Here is a 16,734-nt window from a genome sequence, read left to right as displayed (position 1 = left end):
AGAGCTTAAACAATCCAAGTGATATCATTAAAAAAACTTTGTTTGCAAAAGTTTTTCAAAAAACCGGCGCCATCTCCCTGGTTTTTCTTAATAAGAAAATATAAGCTGCTCGGATATTTTTGTAATATTTTTTTATTAAGATGAAACATTTCTGCAACAATTTTCGTCCATATAATGGACTGTTGAACTTTCATAGACTTATACATATATCAAAATAATTGAAAATATGTTTGGATTTTCTAATTATCAAAGCATATAATGAAATGGTGGCAGCATGTCTCTATTAAAATGGCTAGCTTTTATGTGAAGGTTGCAGCAGGAGACATAAAACAATATAGGAGGTTAAGGAATGAATTTTGTAAAAAGAGGCTTTTTAAGTATTCTAAGAAGAAAAACAAAAGTTCTAATTCTATTTGCTGTGATATTTATCCTTGGTAACGTTATATCAGGAGCAATATCCATCCAGCAAGCGACGGGCAATGTTGAAGAGAGCATCAAAGAGCGAATAGGCGCATCCGCAACTTTAGAGATTGATCATGAAGCTCTAGAAGAGTTAAGTGAAGAAGAGTGGATGGAAATTGAATTTGAAAATTTAGGTACAGATCTCATCGAAAAAATTGGCAATCTTTCTTATGTTAAATATTATGACTATACATCAATGTTCTGGTTTGCCTCTGAGAATCTCTCATACTATCAAGGTGAGAATGAAGAACATGATATTTCGTTTGGATCTGACTATGAGTTTCAATTTAAGGGAATTAATTATCCGGCTGTTAGTGATATTGAAGAAGGGAAAGCCAAATTAGTAGATGGTCGTGTATTTAATCAAGAAGAAATTGATAATGGAGCCACGGTCGGGCTTATTTCCACCAAATTAGCAGAGCTTAATAATGTATCGGTAGGCGATACGATTGTTTTTGAAAATAAGGTCATGGACTATGACACAGATGATATTGATGGAACTTTAATTGATGCTCGGGAAGTACCAATAGAGGTTATTGGTATCTTTGAGACACAAACGTTGAAAGAAGAGAGTGAAGATGGCTTTGATAGCTTTATAGATTTTATGGATATCGATTTTCAGAATACCATTTATACCTCGAATCAGGTTATTAGTAATGAGAGTAGATGGCGTAACCAAGTATATGCAAGCGTCGATGAGGAGTATGCAGAGTATTATGAAGAAGAGGAACAAAATGAATACTTTAGGCCAATCTATGTGCTAAATGGGCCTGATGATAGCGAGGCATTTGCCGAAGAAGTAAAACCACTTTTACCTCCTTTTTATACGGTCATTAATGCCATGGATCAATATGATAACATAGCTGGTCCAGTTGAGTCGATGTCTAATTTATCAGGTTATGTTTTGACTGCTGCTGTTATTGCCACTGTTTTAATCATTGGCTTAGTCGTTTTATTGTTTTTGCGTGACCGAAAACATGAGCTAGGAATCTATTTATCATTAGGGGAGAAAAGAGCACGGGTCGTTGGTCAAATAGTTATTGAAGTTATGACTGTTGCATTAATCGCTATTACCCTGTCATTATTTACTGGGAATTTACTTGCGAGCTCTGTCTCTGATACATTGATTGAAGCCAACCAAGATCAGGATCAGGATTTTTATTACTATAGTGAATTTCAAACAAATCTTACGACAAGTGATGTCATAGAGTCTTATGAAGTTGAGTTATCGATGCAATATGTCATTATTTTCTATCTCGTTGGCTTAGCCACTGTTCTTGTTTCAACTGTCATACCACTAGTTTATATTGTTCGATTGAATCCTAAGAAAATATTAATGTAATAAGGGGTGAAAAAAATATGTTATTGCAAGCAAAAGATGTCAATTATTATTACCAAGATGGTGAAAGTCGTCGTTACATTTTAAAAGATACTAATGCACAATTTGACAAAGGGAAGTTTTATGCCATTCTTGGCCAATCAGGTTCAGGAAAAACAACCTTCTTGTCACTTTTAAGTGCACTAGATTCACCAAAAAGTGGTTCAATATTGTTTGATAATGTTGATATAAAACAATTAGGCTATGAAAAGTATCGTCGGAACAAAATCGGTATTATCTTTCAATCTTATAATCTTATCCCTACGCTTACCGCAGTTGAGAACGTGCTAGTGCCAATGTCGATTACCGAAAATGAAATTCCTGCTGATCGTTTAACTGTGGCATATAATCTGTTAGATTATATTGGTATCGTTAAAAGTAAAGCAGATCGCTATGTTAATAAACTTTCAGGTGGTGAGCAACAACGTGTTGCGATTGCTCGTGCGTTAGCCACCAATGTTGAACTTATTCTGGCAGATGAACCTACTGGAAACTTGGATGAAGAAATGGAACAAGAGATCGTTGATATTTTCAAAAAGTTAGCCCATGAACATAACAAATGTGTCATAGTTGTCACCCACTCAAATGAAATAGCTGAACAAGCTGATCAAATTCTAACATTAAAAAAGGGTCTATTAACCGTTCATGAGTGATTTTTTATCAAGATTTAATAAGGATAACTATGAAGAGCTAAATGAACATGGGAAAAATGATCATGAACAAATCCAAGAAAAGGATATGCCAGAAAGTCAAGACAAGAAGGTAGAATCACCTCAAGCTTCAGGGACAAAGGATAGTGCTGAACCAATTGAAGAGAATCGATCAAGACGCCAAGATTCTGAAGAGGAATATGAGATTGATCCGACTTATCAGGCGAAAAAGCGCAAAAGGCTGATTTACATAATAGCTGGTAGTGTGCTCGCTGTGATTGGACTATTCATTATTTGGTATCTAGCTGTTTACACAGAGGTTGAGGACTTTACCGATCGTCCGGTTTCGGATGCTCGTGCTTGGGCAAGTGAACATGATATTGAAATTGTTTTGTCAGAAGATTATAGTATGGATTACGATGCTAATCATATTATTAATCAAAATGTAGAGCCGGGGAAAAAAATCCGCAAAGGTAAGCAGCTAGAACTTGTAAGTAGTTTAGGTGCTGATCCAGAGGAACAGATAGAACTACCAGATTTCTCTGAGATGAATGATAATGAGGCCCAAGCTTGGATTGATGAGAATAGAGCCGATAACTTGAAGCTCGTCAGGGTCTATCATGATGATATCGAGGAGGGTGAATTTGTAGAATTCACTTTACGAGATAGCTCCATTGATGAATCTGAATACCGACGTAAGGATAGTGCTACCGTTTCCTACTCCAAAGGGGAAGAGGTTTTTGAAAAGGATATAACCGTTCCTGATTTTGTTGGTGGCGCAAGATCTGAAGTCGAGCAATGGGCTGAAACGAATGAAATTGACTTGACGATTAAGGAATCTGATTCCAATACAATCGAGGTCGACCATGTCATTAGTCAAAGTGTTGAACCGAATGAAAAAGTAGCCAAAAGAGATAAAATGAAGATCGTTGTTTCAGTTGGTAAAGCTTTTACGGTTCCTAATTTTAATGAATTAAACATGGAAGAAGCGATGGAATTTAGTCAAATTCCTGTTATTATCAAACAACGCTATCATAGTAAAGTCCGTTATGGTGGTCTTATTTCACAATCTGTTGAAGCAGGGACGAAACTAACGGATCAAGATGATCAGTCGATCACCGTAACCTATTCATTGGGTCAGCCGTACTTAAGAGATTATCGTGGCATGCTAGAGGGGGATTTGCCACAAGCTTTTTACGATGACTATCAATCAAAAGGGGCTGATATTAAATATGTTGTTAAATATGTTGATGCTCCAGAAGTTAAAGGGACGGTTGTTGGGATGAGCAAATTTAATGAGTTCGTGTCAATGAGCTATACAGTAGAAATACGGGTTAGTAAAAATGCCCTTGCTGAACCTTCACCACCTAGCTTTGATGATGAGACGCCAATTGATGAGGTAGGACCAGTTGACGAAGAAAAATAAAAGCGGATTTGTACTAGTTTAGCAGTAGGTAAGTCTTAAAAAATATATTAACCCTTCAATGAAACGGCCAGCACCTATCTTTTGATGGGAAGTGGTCGTTTTTTTGAAATGGTATCTAAAAAGTCATTCAGCAGAAGTCACAGATTTTCAGCGGAAAGTTATTGAGGTAAGCAGAAATACGCCAAGGCGTTTGCTAGTGAGGGTAAAAGCAATTGCTCATCTAAACGAGTTACATAAACAAAATAGAAGAAAAGTGAGGGGATCGATATATTATCAGTTACTGTTCATCATTATGACGCTTTTTGTCAGGAAAAAAACAAGGGAAACCCAGCAGGTATCGTTCTAAACGCAGATACGTTAACTGTTGATCAAATGCAACAAATCGCATTTGAAGTAGGCTTTAATGAAACGGCATTTGCCTTACAATCAAATAAAGCAGATTTAAGGATTCGTTTTTTTACACCTGGTCATGAAATGAATTTATGTGGTCATGCAACGATGGCGATGATTTCGGCATTACTAGACAAAGACTCACTAAATAATAAGACGATGCTAAACATTGAGACGGCAGCTGGCGTCCTGCCAATAGCCTTACAATCCGGCCCGGAGGGTAATGGTTTAATTCAGATGACACAATCCTCTCCATTATTCACTTTATTTAAAGGGGATAAAACGGAGTTAGCCCACGCTATTGGTATAAATAAAGATGATATTTGTGATGATTTACCAATTGTATATGGAAGTACTGGTACTTGGACGTTACTCGTACCAATTAAAAGTCTTGCTGCATTTGAAGTGATGCAACCAAACAATAAGGCCTTCCCTTCAATTCTTACGGAGATGCCTAAAGCATCGGTTCATCCATTTTGTTTAGAAACATATTATACTAAACCAGATATGCATGCACGCCATTTCTCATCCCCCTATTCTGGAACCATAGAGGATCCGGTCACCGGAACGGCTTCTGGTGTAATGGGTGCTTACTATGCCAAGTTTATAGTGGACCAGACTGTCGAGCCGTGTTATCAGCTTACAATCGAGCAAGGACAAGAAATAGGGAAAGATGGAGAGGTTCGAGTTTGTGTGACTGGTGATTTAAATCAGCTTCAGGTTTCAATTCTCGGTCAAGCCATCCATAACAAAGACTTGAAGATTGATTTAACAGAATAAAATAATAGCAAACTAAATGATTTAACTTCATTCAGCCCGATTGGTTCAACTTAACGTTCAGTGGGGGAGAGAGGAAGCTGAGCAAGTTCGCGACATCGTGTCGCAACGTCTGCACGAGCACATCCTATGTGTCGAACCCCCCACTGAACGAGATTTCACTTTATTGAGCGAAGCTCGAAAACCTGGCTGTTAATAGCGCATTTGATTACGAGCTATGAAATGCTTACCTATAATTGACCGATTATATTTCCCCTCAATTCCTCATCATATTGGCTGTTTTATATACTGCCTTGGTTTACTGTATAACAAGACTTCAGTACGGTTAAATTTCACCAATTTACTTGCTAATCAATCTAGAGCTATGCAAAAGGAATTGACACCACATTGGTTCTGATTATATACGTTCAATCATATCTTGAAAAGTGAGGGAGGCGATTCCGTGAGTAATTGGCAGACTAAATTGAGCGAAAAACTCAAATCTAAAGTAAATATTCCCGCACAACATCATATTTTGAATTTACCACGGATTACCATGATTGGTTCAATACATGTTTATATTGAGAATCATCGTGGGCTGTTACGGTTTACCTCGAATGAAATTGAACTAAGGGTTACACAGGGCTTGCTTACAATTAGTGGTCGTCACTTGGTAATAAAGATGTTGTTAACAGAAGAAATTCTAATCGAAGGTGAAATTATTGCTGTAACCTTTAAAGAGTCAAATACCTAAACAGGAGTGTTGTTATGAGACCATTAAAGCCATCTTGGTTGAAAGGAACAGTCATCGTTACAGTAAAGGGCCATTATCCTGAGCGTTTTTTTGACTTATGTGTACGTCACCACATCCCTGTCTGGGCCATAACAAAACAATCAGATTTGGAGTGTAGTGGGCAAATACATTTATCGGATATTCATCGATTAAGACAGCTAAGACGCAAAACGCGTTACAAGCTTTATTTTAAAGGTAAACTCGGTATGCCTTTTTTAATTGTTCAGCTTAAAAAGCTAAAAATTCAGTTATTTAGCCTCGTTAGCGCACTCCTTTTCTTTCTCTACCTGAGCCAATCTGTTTGGTTCATCAATATTGACGGTGTCACGGCAGAAATGGAAAAGGACATGCTGGAAACATTAACTGAATTAGGAGTGAAGCGAGGAAAATTAAAATTATTAATGGATGGACCTAGTGAAATTCAGCAGCAACTTTTAGCTAAATATCCTGAAATTTTATGGGTAGGGGTAACAACTTCTGGGACAAGTTATCGCTTAGAGGTGGTAAGCAAAAAACAAATGGAAGAGGATCAAGTCAAAGCTCGCACACATTTATATGCAAAAAAGGATGGTGTCATTACAGATATATTTGTTGCTAAAGGGCGACCGTTGGTTGAGGTGAATGACTTTGTTAAAAAAGGACAACTACTAGTAACAGGTGAGCTTGTTGACGATCCAGAACATGAGCAACAATCAGAGCTAACGGCTGTTGAAGCGAGGATTAAGGCTAGTACATGGTATGAATCAGAAATTAGCACACCTTTAACCGTAAAATATCAGACTGAGACAGGAGAAAGTGTTAATAAATATTATCTTAATATTGGTTCATTAGCCATCCCAATCTGGGGGTTTAGAAAGCACGAGTTTGATCAAATACGTCAAGAGAGTAAAGTCTATACGGCTAAGCTAGGGAATTGGCAACTTCCATTGGCCTTTACTCGTTTGGAGGTAAAGGAGACAGAAACAATCGAGCTAGAGCGATCAGAAGAAGAGGCCATTAAAGCAGGTATTAATCAAGCAAAGCGCAATCTTATTCAGCAATTAGGAACTGAAACAGAAATTGTGGAGGAAAAAATTTTGCATCAGACTATAGAGAATGGTAAAGTAAACATACACGTATACTTCACGGTGATAGAAGATATCGTGAATACTATTGAAAGTGATCAAGGAGATTAGTTTATGTCTGAAGCATTACATTTAATTGATTTACACATTATCGATCAAGCTGAAGCAATGAATCTGTTTGGGGCAGAAGATAGTCATTTGAAACAATTAGAGCTTCAGGTTGGTGTTTCTATTATTACACGTGGCGAACAAGTTAGAGTCCAAGGTGAGCCTGAAAGAGCTTCACTTGTTGAAGATGTCTTGCATGCATTATTAATGGTGATTCGGAAGGGTATTACCATTTCTGATCGAGACGTTATTTATGCGATAGAACTAGCGAAAAAAGGGAAAATAGACCAATTTGATACATTGTTTCAAGAAGAAATTATGCGAAATACATTAGGAAAGCCAATTCGAGCAAAAACGCTCGGTCAACGAACTTATATTAACCGTATTAAGGTAAATGATTTAATCTTTGGTATTGGACCAGCTGGTACTGGGAAGACTTACCTTGCTGTAGTGATGGCAGTAAAGGCTCTTAAAGAGGGAAAGATAAAACGCATTATCCTGACTCGGCCGGCAGTAGAGGCTGGTGAAAGTCTCGGCTTTTTGCCAGGAGATTTGAAGGAAAAAGTAGATCCTTATTTAAGACCACTTTATGATGCGTTACAGGATGTTTTAGGCTTAGAGCATACCACTCGGCTAATTGAGCGAGGCACAATTGAAGTAGCGCCACTAGCCTATATGAGAGGACGGACATTGGATGATGCCTTTGTCATCTTAGACGAAGCACAAAACACAACTCCAGCCCAAATGAAAATGTTCTTAACTCGGCTTGGGTTTGGCTCGAAAATGGTTATTACAGGTGATATTACTCAGATAGATTTACCGAAGGGGACTGTATCTGGACTAAAATCTGTACAACAAACGTTAAACCAAATCCAAGGTGTAAGTTTTGTCTATCTTGAACAACATGATGTAGTGCGTCACCCGGTTGTGCAAAAAATAATCGAAGCTTATCAACAAGTTGAATCTTAACGACTAACTAAGAGGCTATCCCTTTTTTGGATAGCCTCTCGTTATCGTGCTCGAGCGCTATCGATTTCTGGAAATAGCGAAGGTTTTACCCGCTCTATCTTTTGATTTTTCCGTTAATATTTAACATGTTTAGACAAATTGGATAACTTTGACGACTAATCGTATACATCAATCCAAAATCATTGTATGATTGAGTATAGATAGAATTTGAAAATGGAATTTTCTTTCCTGTTAAAGGAGTCGGTTTTATGCAGAGTTTTGTTAGGCGAGTGAAAGCGTTAAGTGAATCGATTCAGCTTATTTTAACCCTTGCTATTATGGGGATAGCTTTTTTCTTATTTATATTGTCTAATGTATACACAGAAACGTATGAAATAGAAAGATTTAGTAATGCTCAGGAAACAATCCGTTCTCCCATTACCATTGAAGACACGAGGGAAACAGAACGGCGCCAACGGGAGGCTCTTCAATCCGTTGAAGATCGTTATGTTATCTTACATGATGTTACAGAAGAAAGAGTTGAATATGTGCAAGAGCTTTTTGATGCGATTGCTTCTGTAAATAAGCCTGTTACAAATGATTCAGAAGAAGATGACGAGGATGACCAGTCCGACGTATCAATTGAACGCTCTACGACTGAAAAACTGCAGGAACTCAAGCAAATTTTAAGTAGTGATATTATTGAAGAATTAGCAGATGATGAATTATTGCGCTTAATAAATATGACTGAATCTGAAAAGCAATTATCGGTTGAACTTCTGACCACATCGCTTTATGAGATTTTTGCAGAAGGGGTACGACGTGAACAGATTGATCAAGCTTACACCCAATTGAACCAGCGCTTTCAGTTTTCAAGTATTGATTCAGAGCTAAAGGATGCTCTAGTTGCGCTAGGTGAATTTGCTATTGTTGAAAACTCATTCTTTTCAATTGAGGAAACCATGGAAGCTGAACGACAAGCCATGAGTAATGTAGAACCAGCGATGATCAGAGCAGGGGAAGTGATCGTTCGCGAGGGACAAACAATTACCAATGAAATCTATGATAAACTAACGCTGGTCGGATTATTAAACAGTGACCGTAATGTTTTTCCTATAATTGGCTTGTTGATCTTTGTTTTACTTTTAATTGGATTTTTGGCTTATTGTTTAAATAATTATTTGGATAAAAATAATTTGGAGCTAAAGCGTTCATTTGCTTTATTACTTATTGTTCTTGTGATCCTAACGATTATGAAATCAATTAGTTTATTTAGTACTGATGAGAATCAATTTTATTTGTTAACACCGATAGCTACAGGTACAATGCTCTTAAAAATTCTTTATCGAGAGCGAATTGCCCTTGTGTTTACGATTGTATTTACCTTTATAGCAACGGTGATGTTCAATGGACAAATTCCGGGTGCACTCAATATTGAAGTAGGTATTTATTTTTTGTTTGCTCAATTAAGTAGTATTGTTGCATTAATAGCCATTAAAGATCGAGCGGCTGTATTAAAAACAGTCCTAGCTACAGCAGTGGTGAATGTGCTCGTTATTCTTGCATTTTTATTTTTATCTTATGAAAGCTATCAGCTCAGGGAGATTTTACAGTATAGTGCCTACGGTCTTGTTGGAGCTATCGTTTCAGGTGTTGTCACCATAGGTATTCTCCCTTTTTTTGAATCCATTCTTGGCATATTGACTGATATGAAATTACTAACATTAGCTAGCCCTAACTATCCATTATTAAGAAAGATATTAACGGAAGCTCCAGGTACTTACCACCATAGTGTAATGGTTGCTAATCTTAGTGAAGCATCATGTGAAGTAATTGGAGCGAATGGATTACTTGCTCGTGTTGCTTCATACTATCATGATTTAGGAAAAACAAAGCAACCCCATTATTTTATTGAAAATCAAATGGGGATTAAAAATCCTCATGATTTTTTATCACCCAAGCAAAGTGCGTCAATCATCTTGGCACACCCATATGAGGGTGCTGAAATTTTACGTGAGCATCATTTTCCTAAGGAAATTATTGATATCGCAAAGGAACATCATGGAACCTCATTATTAAAATATTTTTATTATAAAGAAAAAGAACATAATAAGCATGCAAAAGAATCTGATTTTAGGTACCAAGGGCCTAAGCCACGGACGAGAGAGTCAGCGGTTATTTCTATTTGTGATTCTGTCGAAGCCGCTGTTCGATCATTAGATGAGCCAACTAAAGACAAGATCGATCAATTAATTGATAGCATTATTCAAGATCGCCTCAAGGATGGTCAATTTGATGATAGCTTGCTTACCTTTAAAGAGTTAACTATAATAAAGCAGACTATAAGTGAAACGTTAAATGGCATCTACCATTCTCGGATACAATATCCGAACGATGATGAAAAATAAAGGAGGTATCTGATCATGCACATTGATTTTCACGATCAAACCAATTCAGTTGCAGAAGAACATATTGATTTAATAGACCGTTTATTAACCTATGCAGCTAAAGAAGAAGGCATTAGCCCAGAAGTAGAAGTATCAGTTAATTTTGTCGATAATCAGAACATTCAAGAGTTGAATCGGAATTATCGACAAGTAGATCGCCCAACCGACGTCATTTCATTTGCACTTCAGGAGCAAGGGGAAGAGGAGTTAGCTATAATTGGTGAGGAGCTTCCCATTACTTTGGGTGACATTGTTATTTCAGTAGAAAAAGCACAAGAGCAGGCAGAGGAATATAAGCATAGCTTAGCCAGAGAATTTGGATTTCTAGCTTTACATGGGTTTCTACACTTATTAGGATATGATCATATCAATGAGTCGGATGAAAAAGAAATGTTTGCCCGACAAGAGGCTTTGTTAAATGACTTCGGATTACCGAGAAGTTAAGAAGAACCGGGTCGGTCTAGGCTATGCGTTAAATGGCTTGAAATTTGCTTTAATACATGAAATAAATATGCGTGTGCATCTATTTATGATGTTGATCGTGATTGCTGTAGCCATTATTTTGTCAATCTCAGCGGTTGAGTGGGTTTTGCTAAGTCTTACAATTGGATTTGTTTTCGTTGCTGAGCTATTTAATACAGCTATTGAACAATTATTAGATTATTTAGCTCCTGAACGGCATCGATTAGCTGGGATAATTAAAGACTTATCGGCAGCAGCAGTCCTGTTAGCCAGCATCGTTGCCATCATTAATGGCATTATTATTTTCTTACCCAAAATAATTGCCATATTCATCTAGATAGACATGAGGAGGAAGTTTGATGCAAGAAGAATTTAAGTCTGGTTTTATTACGATTATTGGTCGGCCAAATGTAGGGAAATCGACATTTTTGAATCGTGTCATTGGTCAAAAGATTGCAATCATGAGTGACAAAGCCCAGACGACACGTAATACCATTCAAGGTGTATTGACCCAAAATGATGCACAAATGATTTTTATCGATACACCAGGCATTCATAAACCCAAACACAAGCTTGGGGACTTTATGGTCAAGCTTGCTGAAAATACATTAAATGAAGTTGATGCAGTTATATTTATGATCAATGCAGAAGAAGGCTATGGAAAAGGCGATCAATATATTATCGATCGCTTGGCTCAAGTTTCTCGTCCTGTTTATTTAATTGTCAATAAAATCGATCAAGTTCATCCTGATCAGTTATTTGATCTAATTATACGCTATAAAGATAAATATCCATTTAAAGAAATAATTCCAATTTCTGCGTTGGAAGGCAATAACGTTGACCATTTACTTACTGTATTAAAAGATCAGTTACCTTCTGGCCCAAAATATTATCCTGATGATCAAATTACTGATCACCCTGAACGTTTTATCATCAGTGAATTAATTAGAGAAAAGGCGTTACAATTAACACGAGAGGAAGTACCGCATTCTATCGCAGTAGTGATTGAGAAAATTGAAAAAAAACCAGATGAAAAGGTATTGGTTCAAGCGATCATCATTATTGAACGTAAATCCCAAAAGGGTATAATTATTGGTAAACAGGGAGCAATGCTCAAAAAAATAGGCTCACAAGCTCGTCGTGATATAGAGCGATTGCTTGGAAGTAAGGTTTATTTAGAGCTTTGGGTAAAAGTTCAAAAAGACTGGCGAAATAAAGAGCGTTATTTGCAGGAGTATGGCTTTGATCAAAATGATTACTAAATTTCTGATTTGATTTGACCTAGTAGCTTATGCTTTATTCATGGAAAAAATTAATCAACATCGAACCAACTATTCAGGTCATTCTATTAATGTGAATGTTTTTAACTAAAAAGAAGAGGTGTAGACATCATGAATGATTTACCTTGGATTGTTTTTAGTCAAACAGGAAACATTGAAACCTATTTACTCATGAAGGAATATGAGCTAGATGATGATCAAGATCAAATGGATTTGATCGATCCAACCTAACAATGAATACTAAAAGGGATTGGTGAGAGGTGTTTGAAAAAGTTGAGGGTATCATTATTCGAACACAAGATTATGGGGAAACACATAAAATTGTAACAATATTTTCTAAAGAATATGGAAAAATAGCTGCCATTGCACGTGGGGCAAAAAAGCCTAAAAGCCGAATGGCAGCTATTGCACAGATGTTTATCCATGGCCAATTTCTCATTCAATTAGGGAAAGGACTTGGAGCAATTCAACAAGGGGAAGTCATCCAATCGTATCGGAAAATTAGAGAAAATATTGTGCAAACGGCCTATGCAAGCTACTTAGCAGAATTAACAGACAAGCTAATGGAAGAAAAAAAACCAGATTATTATCTATTTAAACAATTTGATGCAACGTTAACGGCATTAAGTCAAGACAAGGACCCAATCGTTTTGGTTATGATGTATGAGTTAAAGCTCTACCAAATAGCAGGATTTGCACCAGTTGTTGATCGATGCTGTCATTGTGGAGCTACAGATTTACTTGTTGGTTTTTCCATTACAGAAGGTGGTGTGATTTGTCAACGTTGCCATCACCTTGACAAGTATTCTGTCAAACTAAATTCTACCCAGCTTCAACTCCTTCGCTTGTTTGCTCAAGTTAACATGGACCGTATTGCGAATATATCTATTAAAGAAGAAAACAAACGTGTGCTAAAAGGGTTAATTGAACAATATTATGAGCAATATGGGGGTCTCTATATAAAGTCAAAGAAATTTTTGAATCAAATTGATTTGTTTGACTCATAAAGCCGATAACATGCTTGACAAAAGGCTAAAATTCGATTAACATTTGATTAGCATTTATAACCATTATGTGATGAAAGAGAAAAGTAGGCTATTGTGCTTGCGAGAGCGAATCTGGAATGGTGGAAGCCAGATGCAAGGTAATAGTTGAATGGCACTCTTGAACATAGGCGAATGAAAGTGACTAAAGTCAACTGGCTTTAGTAAATAGGGTGGAACCGCGGAAATCCCGTCCCTATGTCTTAATATTAAGGCATAGAGACGGGGTTTTCTTCATTTTAGTTGTCAAAGTATTGAGTTAACAGACACATGAAGCATGTTAAACGGTCTCTAGATTTAACTTTCACTCAGTAGAAGACTACCACTTGTATCAGTGGTGAGGTGAATGGTTAATTGTATACCATTGTAAGGGGGCAAACTCTGGCTGAATAAAGTTAAAGTCGACAAATTTGTCAAAGGAAATTTATTGAGTGAAGCTCGATAAAATCTGGACGCAAATCCAAGGCAAATTTAATAAATGGGTACTTATCAGGAATTTTTCAAATATGGAGGGAGTTATTATGCATATACAAGAGATAATTTTTACTTTACAAAAACATTGGTCTGATCAAGGGTGTATTTTAATGCAAGCTTACGATGTGGAAAAAGGAGCGGGGACAATGTCTCCTATGACATTATTACGGAGTTTAGGTCCTGAACCATGGAATGTTGCCTATGTTGAGCCTTCACGTCGTCCAGCAGATGGTCGCTATGGAGACAATCCGAATCGTCTTTACCAGCACCATCAATTTCAAGTTATTATGAAGCCATCACCTGATAACATTCAAGAGATTTATTTAGAATCATTAAAGAAACTTGGAATAGACCCATTGATGCATGATATTCGTTTCGTTGAAGATAATTGGGAAAACCCAACCTTAGGGGCAGCAGGCTTAGGTTGGGAGGTATGGTTAGACGGAATGGAAATTACCCAGTTTACGTATTTTCAACAGATTGGTGGATTAGAGGCAAAGCCTGTTTCAGTTGAAATTACTTATGGAATCGAAAGACTAGCATCTTACATCCAAGATAAGGAAAATGTATTTGATTTAACATGGACTGAAGGTGTTACCGTTCATGATATTTTCTATCAACCAGAGTATGAGCATTCGAAGTATACATTTGAGGAGTCAAATACGGAGCTCTTATTTAAGTTATTTGATCAATATGAGCAAGAAGCTACCCAAGTGATGGAAAAAGGTTTAGTCTTTCCTGCCTATGATTATGTATTAAAGTGTTCTCATGCCTTTAATTTGCTTGATGCAAAAGGCGTAATCTCTGTAACAGAAAGAACAGGCTATATTGGCCGTGTCCGTCAGCTAGCCCGTTCTATAGCTAAGCTATATGTAGATGAACGGGAAAAGCTAGGCTTTCCTATGTTGAAAAAGGAGGATGAAGCCATTGACAACGAATGAAGTATTATACGAAATTGGATTAGAAGAGATGCCGGCTCGGTTTTTAGCAGCTACGGAAACTCAGCTTCAACAAAAGACTGAAAAATGGTTGGCTGATCATCGATTAGAATTTCATGCTGTTAAGGTTTTTGTGACACCACGACGGATGGCTGTTCGGATTGAACAGTTAGCAAATAAGCAGCAAGATCTTGAGGAAGAGATAAAAGGTCCGGCTAGAAAAATTGCGTTAGATCAAGATGGTAACTGGACGAAAGCTGCCATTGGTTTTACTAAAGGCCAGGGTGTCAGTGTGGAAGACATCTACTTTAAAACGATAAAAGATGTTGAATACATCTATGTAAAGAAATTTATTTCTGGTAAAGCTACACCAGACATACTTCCATCATTTAGAGATGTGATCCTCTCGTTGACCTTTCCAAAGAATATGCGCTGGTCAACTCGAACATTGCGCTTTATTCGACCAATTAAATGGTTAGTAGGTTTATATGGAACGGATCTAATTTCATTTGAAATTGAAGGTGTGAAAAGTGGTCGAACGTCATTTGGGCATCGCTTTTTAGGTAAGTCTATTTCGATTCCTGAAGCAAGTCTTTATGAAGATTTATTAAAAAATCAATACGTTATCGTTGACAGTAAAGTAAGGAAACAACAAATAGTCAATCAAATCAATCAGCTTGCGACCAACCAAGAATGGAGTATTCCAATTGACCAAGAATTGCTTGAAGAGGTTACGCAGCTTGTTGAATACCCAACTGTTTTTTACGGTCAGTTTAGTGAAGATTATTTGGCTGTACCAGATGAAGCTTTAATTACATCTATGAAGGAGCATCAACGTTACTTTCCTGTTCGGGACCAAAATAAACGTTTATTACCATTTTTTGTATCGGTAAGAAATGGAAATACGGATCACCTCGACATTGTTTCAAGAGGGAATGAAAAAGTTTTAAATGCGCGATTAGCTGATGCGGTATTCTTCTATCAGGAGGATCAGAAGCAGTCTATTGATGCCTATAATAAGAAATTATCACGAATGGTATTTCAAGATAAGCTTGGGACGATTGCAGATAAAGTCGATCGTGTCACACAAATTGCCAATAAACTAGCTATCTTACTCAACCTTACAGATTCAGAACAAGTTCAAGTTCAACGTGCTGCACAAATCAGCAAGTTTGATTTAGTTACACTTATGGTTAATGAATTTACCAACCTACAAGGAATAATGGGTGAAAAATATGCTATCCTAGCCGGAGAAGATCCAGAAGTTGCAGTCGCTATAAATGAACACTATATGCCACGTCATGCTCATGATCAACTACCAAAAACAACAATTGGCGCAATTGTTAGTGTGGCAGATAAGCTTGACACCATTATTGGTTGTATTGGCGTTGGCTTAGTACCTTCAGGATCACAGGATCCTTATGGCTTAAGACGGCAAGCAATGGGTGTTATTCAAATTATTAACGACCAAAACTGGTCAGTTCGTATAGAACAATTATTGGATATTGTGTTAGAATTGTATCAACAGTCAACCGTTGAGATGGAGTCCCCAGATAAGGTAATTGCACAGTTTGAGCAATTTATTAAAGCTAGAATCATTTATTTAGCGAAAGAACAACAGATCGGAACAGATATCATTGAGGCAATTCTTAGTCAAGGGTTGGGTAAATTAAGTGATGTCATGAAAAAGGCGGCATTATTAGAAGCTAAGCGTACCGATCCAAACTTTAAACCGATTCAAGAAGCACTGATTCGTGTCTTGAATTTGGCGAAAAAAGGAGAACAGGAAGCGGTAAATCAAGACCTATTTGAAAATGAGACAGAGCAGCAACTGTACAATGCTTATCAAGAAATAACCCCAGATTACTTAAATTGTATCGAGACAGGACAATTTGAAGAAAGCTTAGATATACTTGGACAATTAGCACCATCTATTGTAGCGTTTTTTGATCAGACTATGGTGATGGCAGACGATTTAGCCGTTCGGGCAAATCGTTTAGCTTTACTGAAGCAGCTTGGTGACCTCGTTGATCACTTTGCTAGCTTCGATAAAATAGAATGGAAGCAACAGTTTTAACTACTTTATTTAGCAGAAATCTCCCACTTCTATAAGTG

15 protein-coding genes and 1 other annotated feature are annotated in these 16,734 nt (G+C 37.1%); all 15 genes read left to right on the top strand.

Annotated elements, in window-relative coordinates; all coding sequences use genetic code 11:
* Positions 1-349 precede the first annotated feature (349 nt).
* The 15 genes from ASE01S_RS01320 to glyS all read left to right on the top strand — a co-directional run bounded on the left by ASE01S_RS01320 (position 350) and on the right by glyS (position 16,696).
* On the top strand, positions 350-1,804 hold the full coding sequence (locus ASE01S_RS01320) for an ABC transporter permease (RefSeq protein WP_067837053.1): 1,455 nt from the start codon (positions 350-352) through the stop codon (positions 1,802-1,804).
* Positions 1,805-1,821: 17 nt separating this feature from the next.
* Positions 1,822-2,493, top strand: coding sequence for an ABC transporter ATP-binding protein (locus ASE01S_RS01315; protein ID WP_067837050.1), 672 nt, complete (start codon positions 1,822-1,824; stop codon positions 2,491-2,493).
* Positions 2,486-3,916 (top strand): PASTA domain-containing protein, encoded by a 1,431-nt coding sequence (locus tag ASE01S_RS01310; protein ID WP_067837047.1) that lies wholly within the window; start codon positions 2,486-2,488, stop codon positions 3,914-3,916. The genes ASE01S_RS01315 and ASE01S_RS01310 overlap by 8 nt, the downstream gene beginning before the upstream one ends.
* A gap of 261 nt (positions 3,917-4,177) precedes the next feature.
* Entirely contained in the window at positions 4,178-5,086 is a 909-nt protein-coding gene (locus ASE01S_RS01305) for a PhzF family phenazine biosynthesis protein (protein ID WP_373277917.1), read from the top strand.
* Positions 5,087-5,525: 439 nt separating this feature from the next.
* Positions 5,526-5,816 carry a sporulation protein YqfC gene (yqfC, locus tag ASE01S_RS01300; protein ID WP_067837039.1) on the top strand — a complete coding sequence of 97 codons (291 nt, stop codon included), beginning with the start codon at positions 5,526-5,528 and terminating at the stop codon, positions 5,814-5,816.
* A 14-nt stretch (positions 5,817-5,830) separates the two neighbouring features.
* Positions 5,831-7,030 (top strand): sporulation protein YqfD, encoded by a 1,200-nt coding sequence (yqfD, locus tag ASE01S_RS01295; protein ID WP_067837036.1) that lies wholly within the window; start codon positions 5,831-5,833, stop codon positions 7,028-7,030.
* 3 nt (positions 7,031-7,033) lie between these two features.
* Positions 7,034-7,996: a PhoH family protein gene (locus ASE01S_RS01290; RefSeq protein ID WP_067837032.1), complete on the top strand. Its 963-nt coding sequence runs from the start codon at positions 7,034-7,036 to the stop codon at positions 7,994-7,996.
* Positions 7,997-8,244: 248 nt separating this feature from the next.
* A complete protein-coding gene (locus ASE01S_RS01285; RefSeq protein ID WP_067837029.1) occupies positions 8,245-10,383 on the top strand; it encodes an HD family phosphohydrolase in 2,139 nt (712 codons plus the stop codon).
* Positions 10,384-10,398: 15 nt separating this feature from the next.
* A complete protein-coding gene (ybeY, locus tag ASE01S_RS01280; RefSeq protein WP_067837026.1) occupies positions 10,399-10,866 on the top strand; it encodes an rRNA maturation RNase YbeY in 468 nt (155 codons plus the stop codon).
* Positions 10,841-11,221, top strand: a complete 381-nt coding sequence (locus tag ASE01S_RS01275; RefSeq protein WP_067837023.1) for a diacylglycerol kinase family protein — start codon at positions 10,841-10,843, stop codon at positions 11,219-11,221. Before ybeY ends, ASE01S_RS01275 begins: the two co-directional genes overlap by 26 nt.
* A gap of 22 nt (positions 11,222-11,243) precedes the next feature.
* A complete protein-coding gene (gene era, locus ASE01S_RS01270) occupies positions 11,244-12,146 on the top strand; it encodes a GTPase Era (protein ID WP_067837020.1) in 903 nt (300 codons plus the stop codon).
* 129 nt (positions 12,147-12,275) lie between these two features.
* A complete protein-coding gene (locus ASE01S_RS15440; RefSeq protein ID WP_083511981.1) occupies positions 12,276-12,395 on the top strand; it encodes a YqzL family protein in 120 nt (39 codons plus the stop codon).
* A 29-nt stretch (positions 12,396-12,424) separates the two neighbouring features.
* Positions 12,425-13,171, top strand: coding sequence for a DNA repair protein RecO (recO, locus tag ASE01S_RS01265; RefSeq protein WP_067837017.1), 747 nt, complete (start codon positions 12,425-12,427; stop codon positions 13,169-13,171).
* Between the two features lie 61 nt (positions 13,172-13,232).
* Positions 13,233-13,408: a binding site (T-box leader), on the top strand.
* Between the two features lie 320 nt (positions 13,409-13,728).
* Complete coding sequence (gene glyQ / locus ASE01S_RS01260) at positions 13,729-14,622, top strand: glycine--tRNA ligase subunit alpha (protein WP_067837013.1); 894 nt, start codon at positions 13,729-13,731, stop codon at positions 14,620-14,622.
* On the top strand, positions 14,609-16,696 hold the full coding sequence (glyS, locus tag ASE01S_RS01255; RefSeq protein ID WP_281176860.1) for a glycine--tRNA ligase subunit beta: 2,088 nt from the start codon (positions 14,609-14,611) through the stop codon (positions 16,694-16,696). The genes glyQ and glyS overlap by 14 nt, the downstream gene beginning before the upstream one ends.
* Positions 16,697-16,734: the final 38 nt, after the last annotated feature.

The sequence above is a fragment of the Amphibacillus sediminis NBRC 103570 genome, from assembly GCF_001552275.1.
GTDB lineage: Bacteria > Bacillota > Bacilli > Bacillales > Amphibacillaceae > Amphibacillus_B > Amphibacillus_B sediminis.
This window is presented reverse-complemented; position numbering and strand designations above follow the sequence as displayed.